Source organism: Streptomyces sp. 6-11-2 (assembly GCF_006540305.1).
Lineage (GTDB): Bacteria > Actinomycetota > Actinomycetes > Streptomycetales > Streptomycetaceae > Streptomyces.
Genome location: NZ_BJOR01000002.1, coordinates 357,652 through 381,905 on the forward strand (window position 1 = coordinate 357,652; position 24,254 = coordinate 381,905).

Here is a 24,254-nt window from a genome sequence, read left to right on the forward strand (position 1 = left end):
GGACACGGACCATGAACGACTTTTCCCGTCGCAGGCTGCTCAAGGCGACGGCCGTCGGCGGTGCCGGCGCGATCGTCGTACCCGGCGTCGCGGACGCCGAAGCCCCCGGTGCGAGTGCCGTGACCGAGGCTTCCATGACCGAGGCTTCCATGAGCGAGGCGCACGGGGGGAAGTGCCCGCCGGCGAAGCTGACCGGCCGCATCGTCCGCCCCAACGACCCCGGGTACACGGACGCGTGCCTCGGCTGGGACCAGCTCTTCTCTCACTATCCACTGGTGATCGTCTTCGCTCAGAACACCCAGGACGTAGTCAACGCCCTGACTTGGGCGCGGCAGAACGACGTCGCGCTGAGGATCCGGAGCGGCCGCCACAGCCTTGAGGGCTGGTCGAACGTCGACAGCGGCCTCTTGATCGACATCAGCGAGCTGAAGTCGGTCCACATCGATGGCGCCGCCCGTGTCGCGAGGGTCGGCTCCGGACTCAACCAGCTGGAAGCGGTGACCACGCTCGCGAAGCGGAACTTCGCGGTGACGACTGGGACCGAAGGCAGCGTGGGCCTCGCCGGCGCCACGCTCGGCGGCGGCTTCGGCTTCCTCACCCGCTGGCTCGGCATGGCCTGCGACAGCCTGGTCGGCGCCGAGGTCGTCGTCGCGGAAGGCGACGAGTGCGCCAAGGTGATCAAGGCCGATCTGAACCACAATTCGGACCTGCTCTGGGCGCTGCGCGGAGCGGGCAACGGCAACTTCGGGATCGTCACCTCACTCACCTACAAAGTGGCCCCGCTGAAGAGCGTCACGTATGTGCAGGCCACATGGGACGGAATCAGCGACGTGCGCAGGGTCTTCGACGCCTGGCAGCGCACTGCGCCGTACGCCGACAACCGCCTCGGCACCCAGCTCGAAGTTCACCGGAACCAGATCCTGCTGTTCGCGGTTCTCGCGGAAGGAACACCTGCGGAAGCGAAGAAGCTGCTGGCCCCCATCCTGTCGATCGACAGCCCCAAGGTGTCGGTGCAGGTGGGAAACTGGGGCGAGGTGTATTCGGGATTCCAGACCCCGATCGCGGTCGAACCCGCGAACTGGAAGTTCTACTCGCAGTTCACCAGGAAGCCTTTCCCGAGCAAGGCGATCGACGTGATCTCCTCGTTCATGAAGGACGCGCCCACGGACGAGAGCAACTTCTTCACCCAGGCGTTCGGCGGGGCGGTCAGGAGGAGCCCCCGCGGCGGCACGGCGTTCCCGCACCGCGACGCGCTCTTCTACTCCGAGCCCGGCGTCGGCTGGGGAACCCGTTCCAACCAGCCGGGCATCTGCGACCCGCTCACCCCCCAGGCCCAGACTTGGATCGCCGAATTCAGCCAGGCACTGCGCCCCTACGTGGACGGCGCCTACGTCAACGTGCCGAACGTCGGCATGCAGGACTGGGAGACCGCCTACTGGGGATCCAACTTCGGCCGACTGCGAAAGATCAAGGCGAAGTACGACCCGCACAACGTCTTCCAGTACGACCAGAGCATTCCGCCCGCGTCCCGCTGATCGAGCACGGCCTGTTCCGTTATCAGCCGTCGGGTCCACCTCCTGGGAGAGATGCGTGTTCCACACCAAGGCGTCTGGACCAGTGACGGTGACATGCGGCGGGTGCGCCGGGCGCCGCCCTCACGTCGGAACAGATCGCATTGAGGCTTGTTGGACCGGTCGCCGGCGGTCATGGGCATGGGGTGGGCGTGCGATCGGGTGCTCGTGGTGGAGGCTGAGGATCAAGGGCGGTTCAGACCCCACGTCTGCAGGGCGTAGGGCCGTCCTTTCTCCTCACCTCTGATCAGCGGCACGTCGAGCAGTCCGAAGCCCGCCTTGGTCGCCACGGCGACACTCGCGGCGTTCTCGGCCTCCAGCTCCAGGATCACCTTCCCCGCGCTCAACTGCTCGAAGGCGTACGCGGCCATCACCCGCACCGCACGCGCCGCCAGCCCCTGTCCACGGTGCGCCGGGCCGACGGCGTAGCCGAGCTCCGTGCCCTCGGGTGCACGCCGCAGCATCACCTCGCCGAGCGGAGCACCGCCGTCGACGGTGATGGCGAGCAGGATGGTCGTGCCCTCCGCCCGCAGCTGCCGGGCCCGGTCCAGGCGTGCGCGGGCGGCCGCTTCGTCGAAGGGGGACACGATCGGTGTCCAGTACGCGATGTCGGGGTGGTCGAGCAGCTCCGGCATCGCGGGCAGGTCCGCTTCCGTCCAGTCGCGGAGGACGAGACCCTCCCCCGAGAGCTCGATCCGCTCGGGAAACGACGACGTGGCGCTGCTCATGGTGGGGGACCTCTCCCTGGCCTGTTCAGGACAAGGCAGGATAACTGGGCACAGGCAGAGGCTCACCGGTATTTTCCAGGGACCAGTTGCGTTCGACGGATGCCGTGGACCTCACGCACCAGCTCGAAGAACGCCGGCAAGAACTCGACGCGGCTCGCGACGCCAACCGTGAGCTGATCACCCGCCTGAACACGACTCCACGCCCGCGCGAAGCGACCTGGTGCCCTATCGGGCAGCGTTCGCCCTCTTGTGGGAAGATCCGGCGCACGGCTACCCTCCGCCGGTGCCCTTCCCAGTCCCGTTCCTGCCGCCCGGCTATCGTTCGCGGCCCTCGACCACCGACGACGTCCCGGCGATTCACACGCTGGTCACGGCCTGCGAACGGGAGGTGTACGGACGGGGGCAGAGCGACGCCGGGGCCATAGCCGCCGATCTCGCGCGGCCGGGCCTGGTGCCGGATGCGGACACCGTCCTCGTCCTCGACCCGGCTGGACGACTCGCCGCCCGCGCCTGGGTGGACCGGCGCTCCGAGGTGGACGTGCATCCGGAGCACCGAGGCCGGGGCCTGGGCGCCGCACTCCTCGGCTGGACGCTGGCGCGGGCACGGCAGGCCGGTGCCGTCCGCATCGTGCAGACCGTGCCGGACGCGGACACGCGTGCCGTGACGCTACTGCGCGCGCACGGGTACGAGCCGCTGGTGACGGCCTGGCTGCTGGAGTTCGCCATGCCGGCCGAGCCCGCGGTGCCCGAGCCCCCGGAGGGCATCACGGTGCGGCCCTTCCACACCGGCGACGGGCCCGCCACGCACGTCCTCGTCCAGGACGCGTTCGACGAGTGGCAGGAGCGGCGGCAGTCGTACGAGGAGTGGGCCGCCCACACCGTGGAGCGGCCCACGTTCGCTCCTCAGCGGTCGGCCCTGGCCTTCGCCGGTGATCATCTGGTGGGCGCCGCCCTGGCGCTGGACGTGCCGGGCACGAACGAGGGCTACCTCGAACAGGTCGCCGTACGCCGTGACCACCGCGGCCGCGGCGTAGCCCGACTCCTGCTGCGCCATACCTTCCGCGCCTTCCACCGCACGGGCCGTTGCTCCTGCACCTTGTGGACCCACTCGGACACCGGCGCACTCGACCTCTATCTACGGGTCGGCATGACAGTTCGGCACAGCTCCACAGTTTTCCGTAAGGACCTCGGCGCATAGGACCGCTCCGCAGATTGCTGTGGGCTCGGTACTGCCGGAACGCCGCTCAGTTCTTCCTGGGCGCGGATGGCCGGTGCGTGGGCGATGGGGAAGTTCACCGAGCGGGCAATGAGCGCTGCGCCCGCGGTACCGCTGATGCGGACACTCCGGGCCGAATCTAGACTGAGCGAGGCATGGAATGTCCTGGATTAGGGAGATGTGCACCGTGGCCAAACGAGGGAACAAGCGACGCGGCCGTAAGAAGAAGAAGGCCAATCACGGCAAGCGTCCCAACGCCTGAGCCGACCTGCCCCTGTCAAACCGTTACCGCCTCGCCGTCCGGGAACGTGACCGTCACCCGCCCGTCGTCCTCGCGCGTGCACATGATCGACTCGCGCAGGGCCCAGGGGTGGACGACGTCGCGGGTGAGCACCACCAAGGTGACGTGGACACTCTCCCCGCCCGGATGGCGCACGGCTCGCAGGTACGGGGTCGCCGAGTGCGGGCCGTAGGCGTTCGCCTCGACCTCGCGCGCGACGCCCGTCTCCTCGTCCCATCCGTACAGCGCGGCCACGGCGCTGGTCAGCCCCGACTCCGTGCGGGTCAGCGCCCAGCCGGGCCCCTGCTCCGAGTGCGGGCGCACCACGTCGGCGACCGCGTACCCGCCCTCGCGGACCGTCACGCCCTCAGGGGCCCGCACCCGGTGCACCCGCAGCTCCCACGGCCCGTGCAGTACGCTCGTCGACTCGATCGGGAACGCGTCCTCCATGCCCGGGAGTTGTACGTCGTGACGGGACGACGCGCGGCGCCCCTGGCAGATGAGGGGGTGGATGCGGCGGCGGCGCGACGGGGTGCCGTCGGCGGTGAGCAGCGCGATGTGGTTGTCGACCGCGCGGGCCCAGGCGTGCGGTGCGGACTCCGGGGCGGTGGCCGTGGAGTAGGCGAACTTGGCGTAGTGCGGGTCGTCGCTCGCCGGGCCGTCCGGCGGGTTGTGGTCGCTGCCGTGGTTGACCAGGCGGACGACACCGTCGTGCGGGGTGCCGTGCAGTAGCCAGCCGGGCGCGGGCAGCGCCGTGTACTGCGTGGACTGCTCGACGGGCAGCGGGAGTTCCCGGTCCGTCCACACCGGGTGGTCGGCGGGAAGCAGCAGACCGAGGAACCCCTTGCTCGCCCAGTAGGGCGACGCGGGCCCCGAGTACGGCTGTGTCGCGGGCAGGAACGTGTCGTACCAGCCCAGCGGCAGCAGCCCCCGCTCGTCCGGCACCCCGCGCTCGGCGAAGTGCCGGGCCGCGCCGGAGGCGAGGCGCCGGGTCAGGCCCGGCGCGAGTGGGGTGCAGTCGGCGAGCGCGCCCAGCCACACCGGAGCCGTCGCCGCGATGCGGTACGTCAGCGACCGGCCCTGGTGCACCGGCGCGCCGTCCGCGCCGAAGAACTGCGGGTACGTGGTGAGGAACCGGGCCAGCCGCTCCCGGTAGACGGCGCCGCGCCCGCCGTCCCCGTCCGGCCCCGCCATGCGGGCCCACAGCAGCGGGTACAGGTGCATGGCCCAGCCGATGTAGTAGTCGAAGTTGCGGCCGTCGCCGTCCGTGTACCAGCCGTCGCCGACGTACCAGTCCTCGATCCGGTCGAGGCCCGCATCGATGTCGCCCTGGTTGTACGGAGCGCCGACCGAGGCGAGGAACTGCTCCGACACCACCTGGAACAGACGCCAGTTGTTGTCCCAGGTCGTCGCGCCGACGAACCCGGAGAACCAGTCGACGACCCTCTCCTGGACCCGGGTGCCGAGCCGGTCCCAGATCCAGGGGCGGGTCTCGTGCAGGCCGAGCGCGATGGAGGCGGCCTCGACCATCTGCTGGGAGCAGTCGGTGAGTTCGGGCCAGGCCTCGGTGCTGTCACGGTCCGTGCCCGTTGTCAGACCCTGTGTGTACCTTTCGATCAGGTGGGAAACGGCTGCGGAATCCGTTCCGTCGCTGCCGCCCGCGCCCGCGATCCGGAAGGAGGCCAGCAGAAATGTCCGAGCGAACCCTTCGAGCCCGTCCGAGACGACCCCGGACCAGCTGGCCCGCCCCGGCAGCCGGTACTGCGCGAGACCCGGTGTGGCGTAGGGCAGCAGGGCCGACAGCTGCCGGTCGGCCAGGGCCTCCCAGTGTGCCCGGGTCCAGCCGGTCAGGGGGGAGCGGACGCGGTCGGTGGGCGGCAGGGGGAAGTGCGGGGCGGGCATGGCGGTTCGCTGGCTCCTTCGTCGGACGGCGGGCGGTACGGGTGGGTCGGTGGCTACGGGCTCAGCGCAGCCGGGCGGTGTGCGTGTGCCCCCGTGAGCCGCCCACGCGGACGGTGAGCACAGGCTGTCGGCCCGGCGTGACGGACACCGTGTCGTCGGCGCTGACCACCCTGCTCACGGGGAAGGGGAGCCGGACGGTCAGGGTCGTCGTCGTACGGCCCGGATCCGCCACCGCCACCGATATGGCCTCGCCGTGGCGGCACACCAGGACGGTGCCGGGGCCGTCCGCGCTCAGCCCGTCGACCGAGCCCGCCGCCCAGAAGTGTGCCGCGAGCAGGCCGAGACGGGGTGAGGCGACCGCCTGGACGGTGGTGTTGTTGGCGAGTACGCGCGCCGGGAGGGAGCGGGACCAGGCCAGGGTCGCGGCAGCGGTCGCGCCCGGCAGCAGGACATAGGCGTAGGAGGCGGACGTGGGGGAGGGGCCGTGGTCGAACCAGAGGGTGGCGTAGCGGCGGCTGACCGGAGTGGTGCTGCCGGCCGTGTCCGCGCCGGTGTTGAGGGCGCCCCACGTGCCGGTCCGCTCCTCGCGCAGGGCGCGCAGCGGTCCGCCGGAGGGGAAGACATAGCCGCCCGTGCCCTCCAGGTGGGCCCAGCGTGCGTCGCCCAGTTCGGCCGACCACCCCTGCTCCGTGGGCTGCCGACGCCCGTCGACGGTGAGCAGCGGCGCCCCTTCGGCGTGCAGGTTCCGGTTCTCCACCACCGTCTCGATCGTCCTGCCGTCGCTCGCCGTGATCCCGGCGCCGAGCGCGAGGACCGCGTTGTCCAGGAAAAACCACGCCTTCCTGGCCCGCAGCGTCGACCCGTCCGCGATCAGCTCCATCGCGGCGGCACCGAACCGGGCGTCGAGCACGGCGCCGCCCGCGACCGCGTTCTTCGGGCGGACGGTGCCGGTCCCGCCGCCGGTCCCGAGATCGGCCCGGGCGCGGGTGTCCACCGTCGTGCCCGGCAGCCGGTACGGGTCGACGGTCGGCCAGAAGGAGTCACCGAAGGCGTCCGGGTCGTCGCCGTCGTACAGGTATGTCATGCCGTCGCCGGTGTACCAGCCGTGCAGGTTCTCACCGTTGCCCATCTCGTAGGCGGCGATGCGCTTCGACGAGAGCGACAGCGCGCATGCCCAGGACGGCCGCCGATGTACGACGCGGTCCATGTCTGCGAGGACGTAGTGCCCGGTGAGGCGGTCCGCGGGCCGCACCGCCGGATCGTCGAGGAGGGCCTTCGCGCGGGCCAGGGCAGGGATTCCGACGAGTTCCTTGTACGGCGTCCTCGTGTTGCGCAGCATCCAGCCCTTGGCCGCCGCGAGCCAGCGGTCCGCGTACGCCTGTGGTGCGCCGTCGGCGAGTTGGAGGATGTGCGAGACCGCGGACGCGCCGTCGTCGTGGTCGCGGGCCAACTCGCGGGAGATGGCACGGCCACGCACCGCGTCCATCATCAGACCGTCGAACAGGAAGGGCTCGAAGCTCCGCTCGACAGCCTCGTACAGCACCTCGACCAAGGGGTCGGTGACGGCCCAGTCGGAGCCGGCGAGCAGCGCGATCAGCTGGGCGGCGCCGCCCAGCAGGACGCTGCCGTACGTGCCCGTGTACGCGACGTCGGAGTGCTGCACGAACGAGCCGTCCCGGTAGAACCCATCACCCGAAGTAACGTACTGGAACAGGCTGTTCTTCCCGTTGTCGCGGACGTCGGACAGGCCGTCGCGGGCCAGGACGAGCGCGGCGGGGTCGCGTGCGAGCAGTCCTCGCAGAGCGAGGATGACGGCCTTGTCGGAGCGGTTGGCGCCGGTCTCGGCGAGAGTCGGGGAGTTGGTGCGGCGATCCGCGTCGGGGACGAACCTGGCCACCGTCTTCACATAGGCATCGCGGTCCTCCGCGGGGAGATCGGCGCGCAGCAGCACGCAGATGTCCATCAGCGCGCGCGGCGCGCCGATCTCCCAGAACCACCAGTTGCCGGTCTCGGAACGGGAGGCGTTGTAGCCGACGGTGTGCAGGAAGCACAGCGCGTCGAGGATCCCGTCGCGCACGGTCGCCTGCCCGGTGAGCGAGGTGCCGGGGGTGGCCCACGCGGTTGCGAGCGTGCGCAGTCGCGGATAGCTCTGGCCGAACATGCCGGGATCGGAGGCCGGGGACAGATCGGCCCACAGCGCCTTGCGGCCCGCGGAGGTGTCGATCTGCCGCCACCACGTGGAGGCTTGTGTGTCCAGGGCGGTGAGCGCGGCGGCGAAGTCCGGGTCCTTGGGGTCGAAGGCGCCGCCGGTCAACTGCTGTGCGGCGCGGGCGAGCAGGGGCTCGTACGGGTCGTCGGCGTCGCCGGTGGCGGCGCTCGCGCCTCCCGGGCGGGCGATGAGGGTGGCGACCGCGCCCGCTCCGGCGAGCGCGAGGGTCCGGCGTCTGCTCAGGTCCATGGTGGGTTCGTCCTCCAGGTCAGTCGGTCAGCGTGGCCGGGTCGGCCGTCGGCTTCGGCAGATGGAGCGCGGCCAGTTCGGCCCGTCCCTCGGCGTCGATGGGGAAGGCCCAGGTGGTGACGAAGAAGTCGGTGAGGTCGCGCTCCGCGACACGGCTCGCGTACGTGGCCAGTGCCCGGTACCGCTTGGCCGTCTCGGTGTAGTCCGACTGAGGGTTCTCCTCGCGCACCAGCTTGTGCATCCTGGGCCAGAAGTCGGCGCCGAAGGCCAGCTCCAGCTGCCGCAGCGGCACGAGCTGCTCGTACGCGCCGAAGGACTTCTCGTACGTCAGCCCCGCTGTGCCGAACTTGGCCCGGGCGGACTGGAAGTAGTTGAGGCCCGTCTTCGGGTCGACGGTCAGCAGGTTGGAGGGCTGGCCGAGGGCGCGCTGCACGGCCAGCGAGTAGATGTTCACCGTGACCTCGGTCAGCCCCGACGGCTTGTACGCCATCTGCTGGTGGAGATGGCCGAGTTCGTGGTACAGCCCCCAGCCGCGGGTGCGCAGGCCCTCCACCGTGGTGGCCCGGTCGAGATAGGCGCGCGGGAATCCGTTGTAGCCGTGCGTCGCGTACGCGCCGACGCCGGACGGCACCACCGACACCTCGGTGAAGTGGTAGCCGCCGGCCTTGGGCCGGTGCACCGGCTTCGAGCCGTCCAGGCCGCTGATGTCGGACTCGGCCTCGATGATCTGCTCCAGCAGGCGCAGCAGCGCGGAGTGGTCCTCGTCCCGGTACAGCAGGGCGCCGTCCCGGGTGAGCGTCACGATGGAGCGCGGCCCGTGCAGCTCGACGACCGGGACATCGGTGTACGTGTCCAACTGGCCCTGGTAGTCGGCCTCGGTGGTGCGCCCGAGCGTGAAGACCGGCATGGGTACGGAGCCGCTCTTGAACCGGACCGCGGCGCGCTGCCCGAGGCCCTCCAGGGTGAAGTAGACGGGTCCGCCGTACGGATCGGTCACGGTGTTCGCGCCCGGTTTCAACTGATGGCTGCGCGGTTCGGTGACGGTGCCGTAGTAGTCCCACTGCCCGATCCAGAGGGTCGGCACCACGCCGTCGTAGGGCAGCACGTCGAAGCGGAGGGGGGTGGCCGGCGGGACGTAGCGGCCGGTCGTCTGGAACTCGGAGCCGCGCAGGGCCTGGCCGAGGCGGAGCCGTTCCGCCTCGGCGGAGGGGCGGGCGACGAGCGGCACGGTGAGGTCGCCGGCGGCCCGAGCGGTGCCGGCGCCGAGGCCGCCGACGGCGAGCGCGGCGCCCGTGGCCGCGGCGGTGGCGAGGACGGAACGGCGGGACGGGGATGCGGGGGTGCGCATGAGGCGTCGTCTCCTTTTGGCGGTCCGTACGGTGAGGGGGGAGCTGCGGCCGAGCGAGCGGTGTCGGCCGAGGACGAGTGCTGTCGTGTGCGTGCGGCGGCGCGAGCCGCCGGTGCGGCCGGTGCCTGCGGGGCGCGGGCCTCGGCCGGCCGTCAACGTGCCGTGGGCGGACGCCACCGCCCCGACCGGCCGGGGCAGCCCGACGGCCGGAGGCCCGACGGTGCGGCTCGCGCCGTCAGTCCGTGAGCGTGCTCGGGTCCGTGTCCGGCTTCGGGAGGTTCAGGGCGGCGATCTCCGCGACGCCCCGCGCGTCGATCGGCATCGCCCACTTGTCGACGAAGAACTCCGTCAGATCGCGGCCCGCCGTGCGCGAGGCGTAGGTGCCGAGGGCGCGGTACTGGCGCGCTTCGACCTCCGGCGGGTGGTCGTAGTCCTCCACCGGGGCGTCGTGCTGGCGTTCCGCGCGGACCAGCCGGTGCAGGCGGGGCCAGAAGTCGTCACCGAAGGCGAGTTCCAGCTGCCTCAGGGGGACGAGCTGTTCGTAGGCGCCGAAGTCGTCGACGTAGGAGAGACCGGGGGTGCCGAGCTTGGCCCGGGCGGACTGGAACCAGTTGAGGCCCGTCCTCGCGTCGACCGTGAGGAGGTTCGAGGGGCGGCCCAGGGTGCGCTGTGCCGCCAGCGAGTAGATGTTCACCGTGACTTCGGTGAGGCTGCCGGCCTGGTAGGCGGCCTGCTGGTTGAGGTGGCCGAGTTCGTGGTACAGGCCCCAGCCGCGGGTGGTGAGGCCGTCGACGGTGCACAGCCGGTCCATGTAGGCGCGGGGGAAGCCGTTGAAACCGTGCCACGCGTACGCGGTGACGCCCTTGGGGACGGTGCTGACCTCGATGAAGTGGTAGCGGCCCGCCTTGGGCCGGTCGAGGGGCCGGCCGCTGTCGAGGCCGCTGATCCGGTCGTGCGAGTCGATGACGGTGTCGAACAGCGCCATCAGGGCGGCGTGGTCCTCGCCGCGGTACAGCAGCGCACCCTCGCGGGTCAGCGTCAGGATGGCCCGGTCCGTGACGAGTTCGACCCAGGGGACGCCGGTGAGGGTGTCGAGCCGCCGCTGGAACTCGGCCTCGCTCGTCCGGCCGAGCTCGAATACCGCCATCCGCTCGGCGCCGGAGACGAAGGTGACGGCGGCACGCTGACCGTGGCCGGCGAAACTCAGGTACATCGGGCCGCCGTAGAGGTCCGCGACCTTGTTCAGGCCCGGCCGGAGCCGGAACGTCCGCGGCGCCTTCAGGTCGGTGTTCGTCTGGTAGTCGTCGAAGGTGCCGATGTGCAGAACCGGGAGCACCCCGTGGGCCGACCGCACCCGGACGGTGACGGGCGTGCCCGGCGCAGCGTAGCGCCCGGTGGGGATGAAGTCGCTGGCCCGCAGCGACCGGTCGAGCCGCAGCCGCTCCATCTCGGCGTCCGGGAACGCCTTGACGAACAGCGTGTCGCCGCTCGCGGCACCGGGCGACGTGGCGGAGGCGGTCGCGGTTCCGGTGCCGAGGGCGACGGCCGCACCGGCACCTGCCAGTGCGGCGAGCACGGTGCGGCGGCCGGGGCCGGACGGCTCGGCGGGGACATGGAGAGGCTTGTGGGCAGGGCGCATCCAGGGACTCCCATGGAGACGAACGACGTCGGAGCGATGGGCGGGACGAGCGGTGGGGCTGCGCGCCAGCATGTAAGCGTTTGCTACATGACCGCAAGAGGGTTCGGCGAGTTTCTGTTCGTTACTATGCGGATCGGGCCTCTTGCGAGCAGAATCAAGCACGCCGTCCGGCGTCAGCTCCGGCGCGGCTTGCCGCTCCCCGAGGGGGTGTTCATCGGCGCCGCCACCGACTCCCGCACGACGATGTGCGTGCCGAGGCGCAGCGTGCCGGTCGTCGGGGCGCGCCAGTCGTCCTCGTCGCCGCCGTTGAGCGCGACCCGCACCGCCTGCCGGCCCATCTCCTCCAGCGGGATCCGCACGGTCGTCAGCCGGGGCCGCAGCTCCTGGGCCACCGGGATGTCGTCGTACCCGACCAGCGACACGTCCTGCGGGATGCGCACCCCGGCCTCTTCCAGAGCCTGCGCCGCACCCGCCGCCACGATGTCGTTCGCGGCGAAAACAGCGGTGAACTGGGGTCCGCCACGCAGCAGTTCGGCCATGCGCCGGTACCCGAAGGCGCGGCTGAAGGCGCCGGGCTGTTCCAGCTCCGGATCCCGCGCGATGCCGCGCAGCTCAAGTGCCCGCCGGTGCCCGGCGAGCCGGTCCCGCGCCGTGGAGAGGCCGGGTGGCCCGCCCAGGTAGAGGATCCGCTCATGGCCCTGCCTGATCAGGTGGTCGGTGATCGCGAAGGCGCCGCCCTCGTTGTCGTACTCGACCCCGACCGTCGGTACGTCGTCGCCGAGCGAGGGCCGTCCGCACAGCACGAGCTTCGAACCGCCGGCGTCCAGCTCCCGGGCCCGGCGCGCCAGTTCGGCCTTGTAGGCGCGGTCCTCGACACTGCCGCCGACCAGCACCACGGCGTCCGCTCGCCGCTCGTGCATCAACTCGATGAAGGCGAGCTCGCGCTGCGGATCGCCCTGGGTGCAGCACACCAGGCAGAGCCGGTCGCCGTCGGTGGCCTCGCGTTCGACGCCGCGCGCGATGTACGCGTAGAACGGATCGATCAGCTCGCTGACGATGATGCCGACGGTGCGGCCGGAGGCGCCGGCCAGCGCTCGGGCATGGGCGTTGACCACATAACCGAGTTCACGCATGGCCGCCTCGACGCGCTCGCGTGTGGCGGCGGAGACCGGATAGTTGCGGTTCATCACGCGGGAGACGGTCGCCGTGGACACCCCGGCGCGCTTCGCGACGTCGACGACCGTCGCGCGGCGCTGCCCGCTCCGGTCTCCCTGTCGTTCGCCGTGCCCATCCGGCCCGGGTGCCGTGGAACTCTGCTGGGACATCCGGCCCACCCCCTGATGGTCGTGCTGGTCTGCCTGTGGTCGGTCCGCCCCAGAGCCTATGGCGTGCGGCGGTGGTTTGGTCACGCGATCCGCTCCAGGTCCTCCAGGAGTACGGCGTGGGCCAGCGGCACCCCGCGCGCGTACCGGGCCAGCTCGTCGACGGCGAGCGCGCCGAGCCTGCCCACCTCGTTGCCCTGGGCGCCCGCCATGTGCGGGGTGATGAAGACGTTGGGCAGGTCCCACAGCGGGTGTCCCGGGGGCAGCGGTTCCGGGTCCGTGACGTCGAGCACGGCGTCGATACGGCCGCTGACCAGGTGTTCCGTGAGGGCTTCCGTGTCCACGAGTGGACCGCGGGCGGTGTTCACCAGGAGTGCGCCCGGGCGCATCAGGCCGAGTCGGCGGGCATCGAGCAGATGCTGGGTCTCCGCGGTGTCCGGCGCGTGCAGGGTCACCACGTCGCTGGTCGCCACCAGGGTGTCCAGGTCGGTGCGGGTGGCGCCGAGCAGCTCCGCCTCGGCGTCGCCGACGTAGGGGTCGTACAGGAGCACCTCGGCGTCGAGAGTACGCAGCAGTTCCGCGACGCGACGGCCGATGCGCGAGGCGCCGACCACACCGACGGTGATGCCGCGGGTGCCGAGCCAGTGGTGGCGCTCCAGATCGGCTTCGGTGCGGTGGGTGCGCCGGCTGCGGAAGAGATGGGCGAGCGGGAAGGCCCGCTTGGCACCCAGGATGATCGCGGCGAGTGTGAACTCGGCGACCGGCACGGCGTTGGCCGCGGCCGCCGAGGAGACCGCGATGCCGCGTTCGTAGGCATCCCGGCTCAGGAACGTCTTCACGGTGCCGGCCGCGTGGATCACCGCGCGCAGCCGGGGCGCCCGGTCGAGCGCGGCCCTGTCGACGGGTGGGCAGCCCCAGCCGGTGAGCAGGACCTCGCACTCGGCGAGGGCCGCCTGCGCCTGCGGGCTGGTGAACTCCCTTACGACACGCGGAGGCCGGATGTCCGCGATCTCCTCCAGGCGCGCCCGCACCGCGGGCGGGAAGACGTCGTCCACGACCGAGGAGTCCATCGCGAGGACCGTACGGGGCCGCCGCGGGGGCGGTGTGGCGTCGGTGACCTTGGCCTCGACCGGCGCCTCGTCAGTGGTACGCACCCTGCCTCCGGACAGTAAACGTGTTCTATGGCGGTACCGAACGCTAGGGAGCACGTTGCTCGACCGTCAAGGTCACAGAGAATGTATGGCGGTCAAGTTGCCCTGGTACAGCCGGAAATGATGGTCTGAAGTGGCCGGTTCGCAGCGCTTCTTTGCTCGGTCAAATCTCCGGATCTATTGACGATGGGGTTAACCGCTTACTAACTTGCCGCCGCAGAAACTCAGTTCCTGCGCCAACCGGCCGAACAGGACCGTTCCATGACTGTCTCCGCACCACCGAACGCCGTCGACCGCGTTCCCCGCAAGACCCTTTGGCAGCGTCTCAAGCGCGACAGAGTGATGCTGCTGCTGTGCCTGCCCGGCCTTCTGTACTTCGTGGTGTTCCACTACGTGCCGCTGTTGGGCTACATGGTGGCCTTCCAGGACTACCAGCCCTACCTGGGCTACATGCACAGCGCCTGGACCGGCTTCACCAACTTCACGACGGCCTTCGCCGACCCCGACTTCTGGTCGGCGACCGGCAACACACTGGAGATCGCGCTCGTCCAGCTCGTCCTGTTCTTCCCCGTGCCGATCGCGCTCGCACTGCTGCTCAACAGCATCGTCAGCGACAAGCTGCGCCGCTTCGTGCAGAGCGTGGTCTACCTGCCCCACTTCATCGGCTGGGTCATCATCGTCTCGATCTTCCAGCAGATCCTGGGCGGCGCCGGCGTCGTGCCCGACCTGCTCGTATCCCTCGGTCTGCCCCGCTACGACATGACGACCGACCCGAACGCCTTCCCCTGGCTGCTCGCGCTCCAGGTCATGTGGAAGGACGCCGGCTGGGGCACCATCATCATCCTCGCCGCACTGCTCTCCATCGACCGCGGCCTGTACGAGGCGGCGGCCATGGACGGCGCGGCCAGGTGGCGCCGCTTCTGGCACGTCACCCTGCCCGGTCTGTCACCGGTGCTCGTCCTGCTGCTGATCCTCAACCTCGGCAACATCCTCACCGTCGGCTTCGAGCAGATCCTGCTCCAGCGCGACGCCGTCGGCCCCGACGCCGGTGAAGTCCTCGACACATACGTCTACTTCCACGGCATCAAGGACAACCAGTGGGGCACGGCGGCCGCCGTGGGCCTGGTGAAGGCGGTGATCGGCACCGTCCTCGTCATCGGCGCCAACAAGTTCGCCCACCGGCTCGGACATGAAGGGGTGTACCGCGGTGCTGACCGCTGAGACGTCCGCTGTGAAGACGCGCCGCGGGAGCGCCACCCGCCCCGTGCCTGCGGCGGGAGAACTGCGCCTCTCCGGCGCCCGGCCCCCGTGGATGGAGAAACCCACCCTGCTCGGCCTCGTGCTCAAGGGTCTCGCCCTCGTGATCGTCGTGGGCCTGGTGGCGTACCCGCTGATCGGTGTGATCGGCACGAGCTTCGCCTCGCAGACCGACATCATCAAGTCCAACGGGCTCGTCCTGTGGCCCGACCACCCCAGCCTCGACGCCTATCGCACCGCGTTCACCGGCGGGCGCGTCACCCGCGCCCTGTTCGTGAGCATCGGCGTCACCGCCATCGGCACCGCCTGCAGCCTCCTCGCCACCATCGGCATGGCGTACGGGCTGTCGCGGCGCGGCATCGTCGGCGGCCGGTTCATCCTCATGACCTCCCTGTTCACGATGCTCTTCAACGCGGGCGTCATCCCGAACTTCCTCCTGGTGAAGGAGCTGGGCCTCTACAACACCTTCGCCGCGCTCGTCCTGCCCACCATGGTCAGCGCCTTCAACCTCGTCGTGATGCGGGCCTTCTTCATGAACCTGCCGGAGGAGCTGTACGACGCTGCGAAGGTGGACGGCGCGGGCGACTTCCGGACCCTGATCCGGGTCGTACTGCCGCTGTCCAAGGCGGTCATCGCCGTCGTCGGCCTCTTCTACGCCGTCGCGTACTGGAACGCCTACTTCAACGCCCTGCTCTACCTCGGCGACAACGACAAGTGGCCGCTGCCCATGGTCCTGCGCACTTTCATCCTCCAGGGCCAGAGCCTCGACACCGCGGCAGCCGGCGAGGTGGTCGCCCCGCAGCAGGCCGTGCAGATGGCCGTCCTCGTCATCGCCGTCGTGCCGATCCTGCTCGTCTACCCCTTCCTCCAGCGGTTCTTCACCAAGGGCGTCCTCACCGGCGCCGTCAAGGGCTGACCCGCGCTCCGATCTGCCGCACCCGCACCCCCCACCTCTCCCCGTTTCCCCTCGTATTGAGGAGTCCCCCCATGTCCGGCACCACATCCGTCAACCGACGCACCCTGCTCCGCTGGGGTGCGGGCGCCGGTCTCGCCGTCGCCGCGGCGCCGCTGCTCGCCGCGTGCGGCGACGGCGGCACCGCCGCCAAGGCCGAGGCCAAGAACGCCAAGCTGCTGCCGACCACCACCGTGCGCAACATCGGCATCAAGGCCGACCTGCCCGGGACCGCGGCGGGCGTCCCGAACGCCTTCCTGAAGTACCCGCGCGTACTGGCCCGAGCCACCGAAGGCACCCCCCTCAAGGGCGCCAAGAAGATCACCGCGGTCACCGAGACGTTCGCGCCGCTGCCACCCGGCCGGGGCAAGAACGCCGCCTGGCGGGAGATCGAGAAGCTGCTCGGCACCCAGGTCGACTTCACGGCCGTGCCCGCGGACGACTACCCGGCGAAGTTCTCGACGATGGTCGCCGGTGACCAGTTGCCCGACATCTTCATGTACCCGGAGACGGGAGGTGTCGACAACATGGGCTCGTTCCTCGCCGCCAAGTGCGCCGAGCTGGGCCCCCACCTCTCCGGTGACAAGGTCAAGGACTACCCCAACCTCGCGGCCATCCCCCAGTACGCCTGGCGTGACGCCATCAAGGGCGGCAAGCTCTACGGCGTCCCGATCGCCCGCTCGGGCAGCGCCGGCGCCGGCTTCTACCGGGCCGACCTGTTCAAGCAGGCGGGCGTCACCAGCCTCGACCAGATCGACAGCATCGAGCGGCTCGTCGAGCTCGCCAAGGACCTCACGGACGCCAGGAACAAGCAGTACTTCTTCTCCGGCGGCGGCACCACCCTGCTCGCCATGTCGGCCGGGGCTCAGCACTTCTGGAAGTTCGACCGCGAGTCCGGCAAGTGGACGTACCAGCTGGAGGACGACAAGTACCGGTACGCGGTCGAGACCGCCGCCAAGCTCTACAAGGCGGGCTGCTACTACCCGGGCACCGTGCAGATGTCCGGAGCCCAGAAGGCCCAGTACACGGACCTCTTCAAGAACGGCAAGGCCGCCTACGTCTTCGACGGCATGCCGGCGTACCTGACCACGGCCACCGGCTACGTCGACGCCATGGCGGCCATCGACAAGTCGTTCGACGTGCGGCCCATGGTCCCGGTCGGCAAGGACGCGGTGACCTGGACCGACAACGTCTCGCTGCAGAACTGCTACATCCGCAGGGCGAGCGAGCAGCGGGTCAAGGAACTGCTGCGGCTCGCCGACTTCGCCGCCTCGCCCTTCGGGTCGCTCGAATACACGCTCGTCAACTACGGCGTCGAGAACGTCGACTACCAGCGGGACGAGAACGGCACGCCCGTCCTCACCAAACAGGGCACCCAGGACGTGACCGTGCCGTGGGGCAAGCTCGCCTCCGCGACACCCGCGTTCTTCAGCGCCACGCACCCGGAGGCCGCCCGCTACGTGCACGAGGCGTACTCCGTACTGATCCCGAAGCTCATCGAGGACCCGACCCTCAGCTACTCCTCGCCGACCTGGGACTCCAAGGGGCTCGGCAGCCTCTACACCATCCACCTCGACGGTCTGAAGGACCTGGTCACCGGGCGCAAGCCGCTGTCCGCGTACGACTCGATCGTCAAGCAGTGGCGCAACGCCGGGGGCGACAAGTGCCGCGCCGAGTTCGAGCAGGCCTCGCAGAAGGGGAAGAAGTGACCACCAGCCGACGCGCGTTCCTCACGAAGGCGGCGGTCGCCGCCGCGATCACCGTACCGGTCCTGGGCTCGCCCGCCGGCGCCGCGGGGTTCGACCCGCGCCCCGGCTCCGACGGGGTCGGCGACCCGCTGTTCCCGACCCTCGGCAACGGCGGCTACCAGGTCGTCCACTACGACCTGACCTTCGACTTCACACCGGTGACGTACGACTTCACGGCCGTGGTGAAGCTGAACGCGCGGGCCACGCAGGACCTTTCGGCGTTCAACCTGGACACCGACGGCCACACCATCGACTCGATCACGGTCAACGGCCGCGCCGCGTCCTGCGCCCTGTCCCTGTCCCTGGGCCAGTCCGGCCAGGAGCTGACCGTCACCCCGGGGGCGCCGCTCCACAAGGGCGCCCCGTTCGACGTCACCGTCGCCTACCGCGGCAACGGCAAGGCGCCGCGGGCAGGACTGACCGGCTGGAGGTTCGGCTCGGACGGCGGCTTCGCCTCCGCCGTGCAGTCGTCACGGGCCGACACGTTCCTGCCGTGCAACGACACGCCGTCCGACAAGGCCACCTGGACCTTCCACATCTCCGCGCCCGAAGGCTATGTCGCCGTTGCCAACGGTGAGTTGACCGGGAAGGACAGGCAAGCCGACGGCTCGGCCGTCTGGCACTTCGCGCTGCGCGAGCGCATGCCGACGGAACTGCTCGGCATCGCCGTCGTCAACGGCACGTATCTGTACGGAACTTCGCATACCGGGCTGCCGCTGCGACACATCGTCCCGCGGGGCCAGGAGGACAAGTACGCCCCGATCGTCGCACGAACTCCCGACCATCTCGCCTGGCTGGAAGCGAAGTTCGGCCGCTACCCGTTCTCCGTGTACGGCCTCCACATCTACGACGGGTACACCGACGCCCTCGAGAACACGACGCTCACCCTGATGGGCACCAACTGGTTCAGGCCCAGCGCCGACGGAAACCCGACGTACGAGAACACCATGGTGCACGAGCTGACCCACCAGTGGTTCGGCGACAGCGTCACGCCGAACGACTGGCAGCAGGCATGGCTCAACGAGGGCCCCGCCGTGTACTACTCCGCGCTCTACAGCGAGGAGCGCGGCTGGTCCGTCATGGCCGACAGGATGAAGGCGACGTACGCCGAGCTCGACGCGATCCGCGCGACCGACGGGCCGCCCGGGCTGCCCAAGGCCCTCGGCGGCACCAACATCTACGACGGCGGCGCGCTGGTGCTCTACGCGCTCCAACTCCACGCGGGACAGCGCACGTTCGATCGGATCATGAGTCTGTGGCCGCGCCGCTTCAAGGACCGCACGGTCACCAGCGAGGACTTCATCGCCCACGCCGTCAGCGTGGCGGGCGACCGCTCGCTGGATCCGTTCCTGCGGGACTGGCTGTTCGGCGCGAAGAACCCGCCGATGCCGGGCCACCCGGACTGGGCTGCCACGGCTTGACCAGGGGCGGCCGGACCACGGTCGGCCGCACACATCAGCCCTTGAGCCGCACCCCCATTCCCCGGCCCGCCCCGAGCGGCGGGCCGTTCGAGCGGAAGGTCATCGCATGAGACCGCGCACCCGCACAACTCGCACCGCCCGATCCGCGTTCCTCGTCGGCGCGGCGCTGCTCCTCAGCCCGCTGCCCGCCGCCGAGGCGGCCTCGGCCCCCAAGGTCCTGTACGCCGCGCCGCACGGCTCCGGGTCCCACTGCACCCTCGGGCGTCCCTGCTCCCTCGAGGGCGCGCGGGACGCCGCCCGCGCCGTCACCGGACGCGACGTGCGCGTCGAACTCATCGACGGAACATACGAGTTGAGCACCCCATTGAAGCTCGGCGCGGAGGACTCCGGAGTCACCTGGGCCGCGGCCCGCGGCGCACGGCCCGTGCTCTCCGGCGGCCGGCCCCTGACCGGCTGGACCGTGAACGGCGACGGAACCTGGACCGCCAAGGTGCCCGAGGGCATCACCCCGCGCCAGCTGTTCGTCGACGGACAACGGGCCCTGCGCGCCCGGGGCGGGCCCTGCGCCGCCGCCGTGTGCGACGCCACCAAGACCGGCATGACCGGCGCCGAGAAGACCGGCATCGCCGACTGGACCCGGCCCACCGATGCCGAGGCCGTCATCAGTGTCCGCTGGCGCAACTACCATTGCCGGATCGCCGCCGTCACCGGCGACGTCATGACCTTCGCCCAGCCTTGCTGGACCAACTCGGCCTCCGGGACCGACCGCACAGGGCCCGCCTGGGACACGACGACCGTCGACTCGTCCCGCTACTCCAAGGTCGCCTTCTTCGAAAATGCCCGCGAACTCCTCGACAAGCCAGGCGAGTTCGTCTGGGACTCGGCCGCACGCACCGTCACGTACCTGCCCCGCGAGGGCGAGAACCCGCGCCGCTCCAAGGGCGTCACCCCGACCTCGGAAGGGCTGCTCGTGCTCGACGGCGCCCACGACGTCCGCGTCACCGGAATCGGCTTCGCCTACGCCGCCTACCAGCAGCCGAACACGGACGAGGGCTACGCGGGCACGCAGGCCGGCCTGACCCTGACCGGCGCCACCGGCCCCGTCGACCACGCGGGCCGCTACTACACCAAGCCTGCCGCCGCCCTCACCGTTCGCGGCGGCCGCCACGTGGTGGTCGACCAGAGCACCTTCACCCACCTCGGCGGCGCGGGCGCGATCTTCGAACAGGGCACCCAGGACTCCACGCTCACCCGCTGCCGCTTCACCGACCTCTCCTCCGGCGCCGCGTACATCGGCGACACGGAACCCATGCCGGCCCCCGAACTCGTAGGAGCCCGCAACACGGTCTCGTACAACACCATCCGCCATACGGGTGTGGAATACACGGACGCCGTCGGCATCTGGGCGGGCTACGAGGCCGGAACCGTCATCGACCACAACACCCTCGACGACCTGCCGTACTCCGGCATCTCCGTCGGCTGGGGCTGGGACCAGCCCGAGGCCCGGCAGTCCGTGCTCCGCGACAACCGCATCACGAACAACCGGATCACCGACGTCATGCGGGCCGAGCACGAGCAGCACGACGGCGCCGCCATCTACACCCAGGGCGCCCAGCCCGGCACCGTGATCTCCGGCAACTACATCAACCGCAGCGCGTACGGGAACACCGAACGCGACGGCAACGGCATCTACCTCGACGAACAGTCCAGCCACATCGCCGTCACCCAGAACGTCATCACGCGCATCGGCTACAAGTGGGTCTCCAACTGGGCCGACTACGGCATCGACAACCACGCCACCGGCAACTGGACCGACACCGATGCCCCGGCCCTCGCGGGCACCGGCTCGACCATGGCCGGCAACCACACGAAGCTGGACCGGCTCCCGGCCGAGGCCGTCGAGGTCGCCGCAGCCGCCGGCGCGAACGGCCGCGGCAGCGTCGAACAGCTCCGTCCCGACCTGGCCCGCACCGGCACCGTGAGCCAGTCCTCCACGGACGGCACGGCCACGGCGGCCAACGCCATCGACGGCGACACCTCCACCGACACCCGCACCCTCTCCGAGGCGGGCGCCTGGTGGCAGGTGGACCTCGGCGCCGCCCACCACGTCGGACAGGTCGAGGTCTGGAACGACACCTCCATGACGACCGCAGACTTCGACGTGCAGCTCGCCGCCTCGGCCGACTTCTCCGACGCCACCACCGCGCACGTCACCGGCAAGGCGCTGCGCCCCACCCTCCTCGACACCGACACCGAGGCCCGCTACGTCCGCATCCGGGTCACCGGCACCGGGCGGGTGGCCCTCGCTCACGTACTGGTGCACCCGTAGCCCGGAGCACCGGAGGGCGCGCCGCGGACCAGTCAGCGGGTCCGCGGCCGCCCCGTGCTTTTCCATGCCTCTGCGGGCCGCACCAACACCACGTAAGAGAAAGGCGGTTATGCCATGACCGACGCCCCCCGCGACCTGCGCCTCGGCGTCATCGGTTACGGACTGCGCGGCTCCCTCGCGCGCACCGCGCACCGGCCGGGAGCCGGCTCCCGGGTCACCGCCCTCGCGGACCACGACGCCGCCGCGCGGGAGGAGGCGGCCCTGGCGTTCCCCGGCGCGGTGATGTCCAACGACCACAAGAAGGTGATCGAGGACCCGGACGTCGACGCGATCCTCGTCCTCACCCCCGACCACACGCACGCCGACGTCGCCCGAGAGGCGCTCGAGGCGGGCAAACCGGTCTTCGTCGAGAAGCCGCTCGACATCGCGATCGAGCGCTGCGACGACCTCCTGCGCACCGCCTACGAGACCGGCGTCCGCCTCTACGTCGGCCACAACATGCGCCACATGCCCGTCGTCCGGCTGATGCGCGACATCATCGCGAGCGGCGAGATCGGCGAGGTCAAGACCGTGTGGGTGCGGCACTTCGTCGGCTACGGCGGCGACTGGTACTTCAAGGACTGGCACGCCGAACGGCAGTACACCACCGGTCTGTTGCTGCAGAAGGCCGCCCACGACATCGACGTGCTGCACTGGCTCGCGAGCGGCTACACCCGGCAGGTCCAGGCCCTCGGAGACCTCATGGTCTACGGCGACAATCCGCACCGGCGCGCACCCGGCGAGCCCAAGCACGAGGACTGGTACACGAAGGACGGTCACTGGCCGCCGCACACGCAGCGGGCTCTCAACCCCGTCATCGACGTCGAGGACGTGTCGCTCGTGAACATGCGCCTCGACAACGGGGTGCTCGCGGCCTACCAGCAGTGCCACTTCACGCCGGACTACTGGCGCAACTACACCGTCATCGGGGACGCGGGCCGGCTGGAGAACTTCGGAGACGGGCCCGGGGGAGTGGTCAGGGTGTGGAACTCCCGCCGCTCCACCCACCGGGTCGAGGCCGATGCCGAGTACGCCGTCCCGGACGCCGTGGACAACGCCGGACACGGCGGCGCCGACCCGCTCCTGATCGACGAGTTCGTGCGGTTCGTGCGCGAGGGCGGCGTCACGGACACCTCGCCGGTCGCCGCGCGCATGGCCGTCGCGGCCGGCGTGCGGGCCACCGAGTCGCTGCGCGCCGGTGGAACGCCCCGCGAGATCCCGGAGCTCGCCCCCGAGCTGATCGCGTACTTCGAGCGCGGGCAGACCCGTCCGGCGCAGGCCTGAAGGAAAGGTGCGGCGACGCCAAGTGCGCGCCCTTGATCACGGTCTCCTGCCGCCGGGCGATGTTCACGTCGTGTACCTCGAGCTGGTCGCCGTGCCCCTTCTCGCGGTGATCTTCCTGGGGTCCTTGTGGTCGTGGGCGAAGCCGGCCCGGTCGAGAAGTTCTTCTGCGGTCGATGGCCGGCACCCGGTCCAGGCCGGTCTCGCGCGTGATCCGCTCCACGGTCTCGCTGAGGGTGCCGCTGGAGTCGATGAGGGTCTCGGTCCCGCTGCGCAGCAGGTCCCGCTCGCGGTACCCATCACGCAGGTGCTGGTCGGTGACCTGGACCAGGTATGCCGGGTCCGGCTTCGTTGCATGCCGAACGAGCGTCTCCTGGAGCGGCACGTCCAGGTAGTAGCAGCGAGAGGTGCCCCGGTGGTCGCGAACGAGGTCCTCAAGCATCGCGCCGTAACGGTCGGCATACAGGATTCCCTCGACGACCGTGTGGAATCCGGCGTCCAGCGCGTAGCGAGCTGTCATGCCGATCAGGCCGATGTTGGCCGCGCCGGGCCGGTCGCGTTCGCGCAGCACGACGCGGCGCAGGGTGCATGCCCACCGAGATCGGCAGGCCGGTGCGGTCACGTGGCTTGCTGTGGGCCGGATCCAGCAGGCAGAGGGCGGTGACCTTCTGGTGGAAACCCCTGAGCGTCAGCGCCCGCTCTCGTCGCGGCGGCAGTACAGGTAGAGGTGGGGGTCGGGCCCGGCGCCGGGGTGGTCCGGGGTGAAGACGGTGCTGTGCCGGGACAGCACCGTCAGCCCCGCCGCCTCCACCATGCCGGTGACGTCCTCCTCCGCGAAACTCGTCGCGCGGACCGGCCGGCCCATGAAGACCACCTCGACGTCCTCCACGTCCGCGGGCACGGTGGCCAGCACCAGATGCCCGCCGGGCCTCAGGGCCAGGGCCAGCCGCCGGATCAGGGCCGACTGTTCGGCGCGGGTCATCTGCAGCAGCGAGAAGAACACGCACACGCCGTCGAACGAGTCCGCCTCGATCGGGAGATCACGGATGTCGCCGCACCGGAACTCGGCCTCGGGGACCTGACGGGCGGCGAGTTCGACCATGACGGGAGAGACATCGACGCCCAGCACCGAGTGCCCTGCAGCGATGAGCGCGGCCGCGGTGGGTCGCCCGGTGCCGCTGCCCACGTCCAGTGTCCGCGCAGCGGGCGGCAGCCGCTCGATCAGCCACTCCAGCGCGGACAGGTGTGCGGGGGCATGGGCGAACGCCTTCTCGTAGGCGGGGCCCAGCGCGTCGAACAGCACAGCGGCAGAGGGCCGTTGGTCTTCGTGCCTCACGTCGGTGTCCCTTCGCTCGCCGGCCTGCATCGTCGCACCCGCCCAATGCGTGCCACAACAGCAGCCCAGTGCGAGACGCGGCTGGGCCGGGCAGCGGAGCCGGGCCGTGATCAACGGCTTGGCGTTGACCGCGATACCGGTCTCGTGCTGGGCAAGGTCCCCCGGACGGTTGCGACGCCGGTTGAAGGTAGTGCTCTGGCAGGCAGCAGTCGCTTCGGCAGACCGAGATCGGAGCGGACCTCGTCACGATCACGGCCGACTGGATCAAGAGCCGGT

The 24,254-nt window shown here is 70.6% G+C and carries 17 protein-coding genes and 1 pseudogene; 9 read left to right on the top strand and 9 right to left on the bottom strand.

Annotated elements, in window-relative coordinates:
* Window positions 1-11: 11 nt before the first annotated feature.
* Window positions 12-1,535 carry an FAD-binding oxidoreductase gene (locus TNCT6_RS37780; protein WP_141367670.1) on the top strand — a complete coding sequence of 508 codons (1,524 nt, stop codon included), beginning with the start codon at window positions 12-14 and terminating at the stop codon, window positions 1,533-1,535.
* A 221-nt stretch (window positions 1,536-1,756) separates the two neighbouring features.
* Here TNCT6_RS37780 and TNCT6_RS37785 read toward each other — a convergent pair whose 3' ends face one another.
* The gene (locus tag TNCT6_RS37785) at window positions 1,757-2,299 is read right to left on the bottom strand and encodes a GNAT family N-acetyltransferase (protein ID WP_141367671.1); all 543 of its coding nucleotides are present in this window, start codon (window positions 2,297-2,299) and stop codon (window positions 1,757-1,759) included.
* A gap of 283 nt (window positions 2,300-2,582) precedes the next feature.
* Here TNCT6_RS37785 and TNCT6_RS37790 point away from each other — a divergent pair, with 283 nt between their 5' ends.
* Window positions 2,583-3,497: a GNAT family N-acetyltransferase gene (locus TNCT6_RS37790; protein ID WP_141367672.1), complete on the top strand. Its 915-nt coding sequence runs from the start codon at window positions 2,583-2,585 to the stop codon at window positions 3,495-3,497.
* Between the two features lie 196 nt (window positions 3,498-3,693).
* Window positions 3,694-3,777: a 50S ribosomal protein bL37 gene (locus TNCT6_RS42270; RefSeq protein WP_372496954.1), complete on the top strand. Its 84-nt coding sequence runs from the start codon at window positions 3,694-3,696 to the stop codon at window positions 3,775-3,777.
* A 15-nt stretch (window positions 3,778-3,792) separates the two neighbouring features.
* Here TNCT6_RS42270 and TNCT6_RS37800 read toward each other — a convergent pair whose 3' ends face one another.
* The 6 genes from TNCT6_RS37800 to TNCT6_RS37825 all read right to left on the bottom strand — a co-directional run bounded on the left by TNCT6_RS37800 (window position 3,793) and on the right by TNCT6_RS37825 (window position 13,618).
* Complete coding sequence (locus TNCT6_RS37800; protein WP_141367673.1) at window positions 3,793-5,697, bottom strand: DUF2264 domain-containing protein; 1,905 nt, start codon at window positions 5,695-5,697, stop codon at window positions 3,793-3,795.
* A 61-nt stretch (window positions 5,698-5,758) separates the two neighbouring features.
* Window positions 5,759-8,155: a polysaccharide lyase 8 family protein gene (locus TNCT6_RS37805; protein WP_141367674.1), complete on the bottom strand. Its 2,397-nt coding sequence runs from the start codon at window positions 8,153-8,155 to the stop codon at window positions 5,759-5,761.
* A gap of 19 nt (window positions 8,156-8,174) precedes the next feature.
* Window positions 8,175-9,503: a M60 family metallopeptidase gene (locus TNCT6_RS37810; RefSeq protein WP_141367675.1), complete on the bottom strand. Its 1,329-nt coding sequence runs from the start codon at window positions 9,501-9,503 to the stop codon at window positions 8,175-8,177.
* 235 nt (window positions 9,504-9,738) lie between these two features.
* Window positions 9,739-11,142 carry a M60 family metallopeptidase gene (locus tag TNCT6_RS37815; protein ID WP_141367676.1) on the bottom strand — a complete coding sequence of 468 codons (1,404 nt, stop codon included), beginning with the start codon at window positions 11,140-11,142 and terminating at the stop codon, window positions 9,739-9,741.
* 173 nt (window positions 11,143-11,315) lie between these two features.
* Window positions 11,316-12,476, bottom strand: coding sequence for a LacI family DNA-binding transcriptional regulator (locus TNCT6_RS37820; RefSeq protein ID WP_141367677.1), 1,161 nt, complete (start codon window positions 12,474-12,476; stop codon window positions 11,316-11,318).
* 71 nt (window positions 12,477-12,547) lie between these two features.
* Window positions 12,548-13,618, bottom strand: coding sequence for a hydroxyacid dehydrogenase (locus TNCT6_RS37825; RefSeq protein WP_141367678.1), 1,071 nt, complete (start codon window positions 13,616-13,618; stop codon window positions 12,548-12,550).
* 258 nt (window positions 13,619-13,876) lie between these two features.
* Between TNCT6_RS37825 and TNCT6_RS37830 the strand changes: the two genes are divergently transcribed.
* The 6 genes from TNCT6_RS37830 to TNCT6_RS37855 all read left to right on the top strand — a co-directional run bounded on the left by TNCT6_RS37830 (window position 13,877) and on the right by TNCT6_RS37855 (window position 22,645).
* Window positions 13,877-14,836 (top strand): sugar ABC transporter permease, encoded by a 960-nt coding sequence (locus tag TNCT6_RS37830; protein WP_253266526.1) that lies wholly within the window; start codon window positions 13,877-13,879, stop codon window positions 14,834-14,836.
* A 91-nt stretch (window positions 14,837-14,927) separates the two neighbouring features.
* Window positions 14,928-15,788, top strand: coding sequence for a carbohydrate ABC transporter permease (locus TNCT6_RS37835; protein ID WP_141367939.1), 861 nt, complete (start codon window positions 14,928-14,930; stop codon window positions 15,786-15,788).
* 71 nt (window positions 15,789-15,859) lie between these two features.
* Window positions 15,860-17,533, top strand: a complete 1,674-nt coding sequence (locus TNCT6_RS37840) for an extracellular solute-binding protein (protein WP_141367679.1) — start codon at window positions 15,860-15,862, stop codon at window positions 17,531-17,533.
* Window positions 17,530-18,993: a M1 family metallopeptidase gene (locus tag TNCT6_RS37845; RefSeq protein WP_141367680.1), complete on the top strand. Its 1,464-nt coding sequence runs from the start codon at window positions 17,530-17,532 to the stop codon at window positions 18,991-18,993. Before TNCT6_RS37840 ends, TNCT6_RS37845 begins: the two co-directional genes overlap by 4 nt.
* A 106-nt stretch (window positions 18,994-19,099) precedes the next feature.
* Entirely contained in the window at window positions 19,100-21,322 is a 2,223-nt protein-coding gene (locus tag TNCT6_RS37850; RefSeq protein WP_141367681.1) for a right-handed parallel beta-helix repeat-containing protein, read from the top strand.
* A gap of 114 nt (window positions 21,323-21,436) precedes the next feature.
* On the top strand, window positions 21,437-22,645 hold the full coding sequence (locus TNCT6_RS37855) for a Gfo/Idh/MocA family protein (protein ID WP_141367682.1): 1,209 nt from the start codon (window positions 21,437-21,439) through the stop codon (window positions 22,643-22,645).
* A gap of 166 nt (window positions 22,646-22,811) precedes the next feature.
* Here the strand turns inward: TNCT6_RS37855 and TNCT6_RS41505 are convergent.
* Window positions 22,812-23,225, bottom strand: a pseudogene (locus tag TNCT6_RS41505) (kinase); the annotation flags it as partial.
* A 105-nt stretch (window positions 23,226-23,330) separates the two neighbouring features.
* Window positions 23,331-24,008 (bottom strand): bifunctional 2-polyprenyl-6-hydroxyphenol methylase/3-demethylubiquinol 3-O-methyltransferase UbiG, encoded by a 678-nt coding sequence (locus TNCT6_RS37865; protein ID WP_141367683.1) that lies wholly within the window; start codon window positions 24,006-24,008, stop codon window positions 23,331-23,333.
* Window positions 24,009-24,254: the final 246 nt, after the last annotated feature.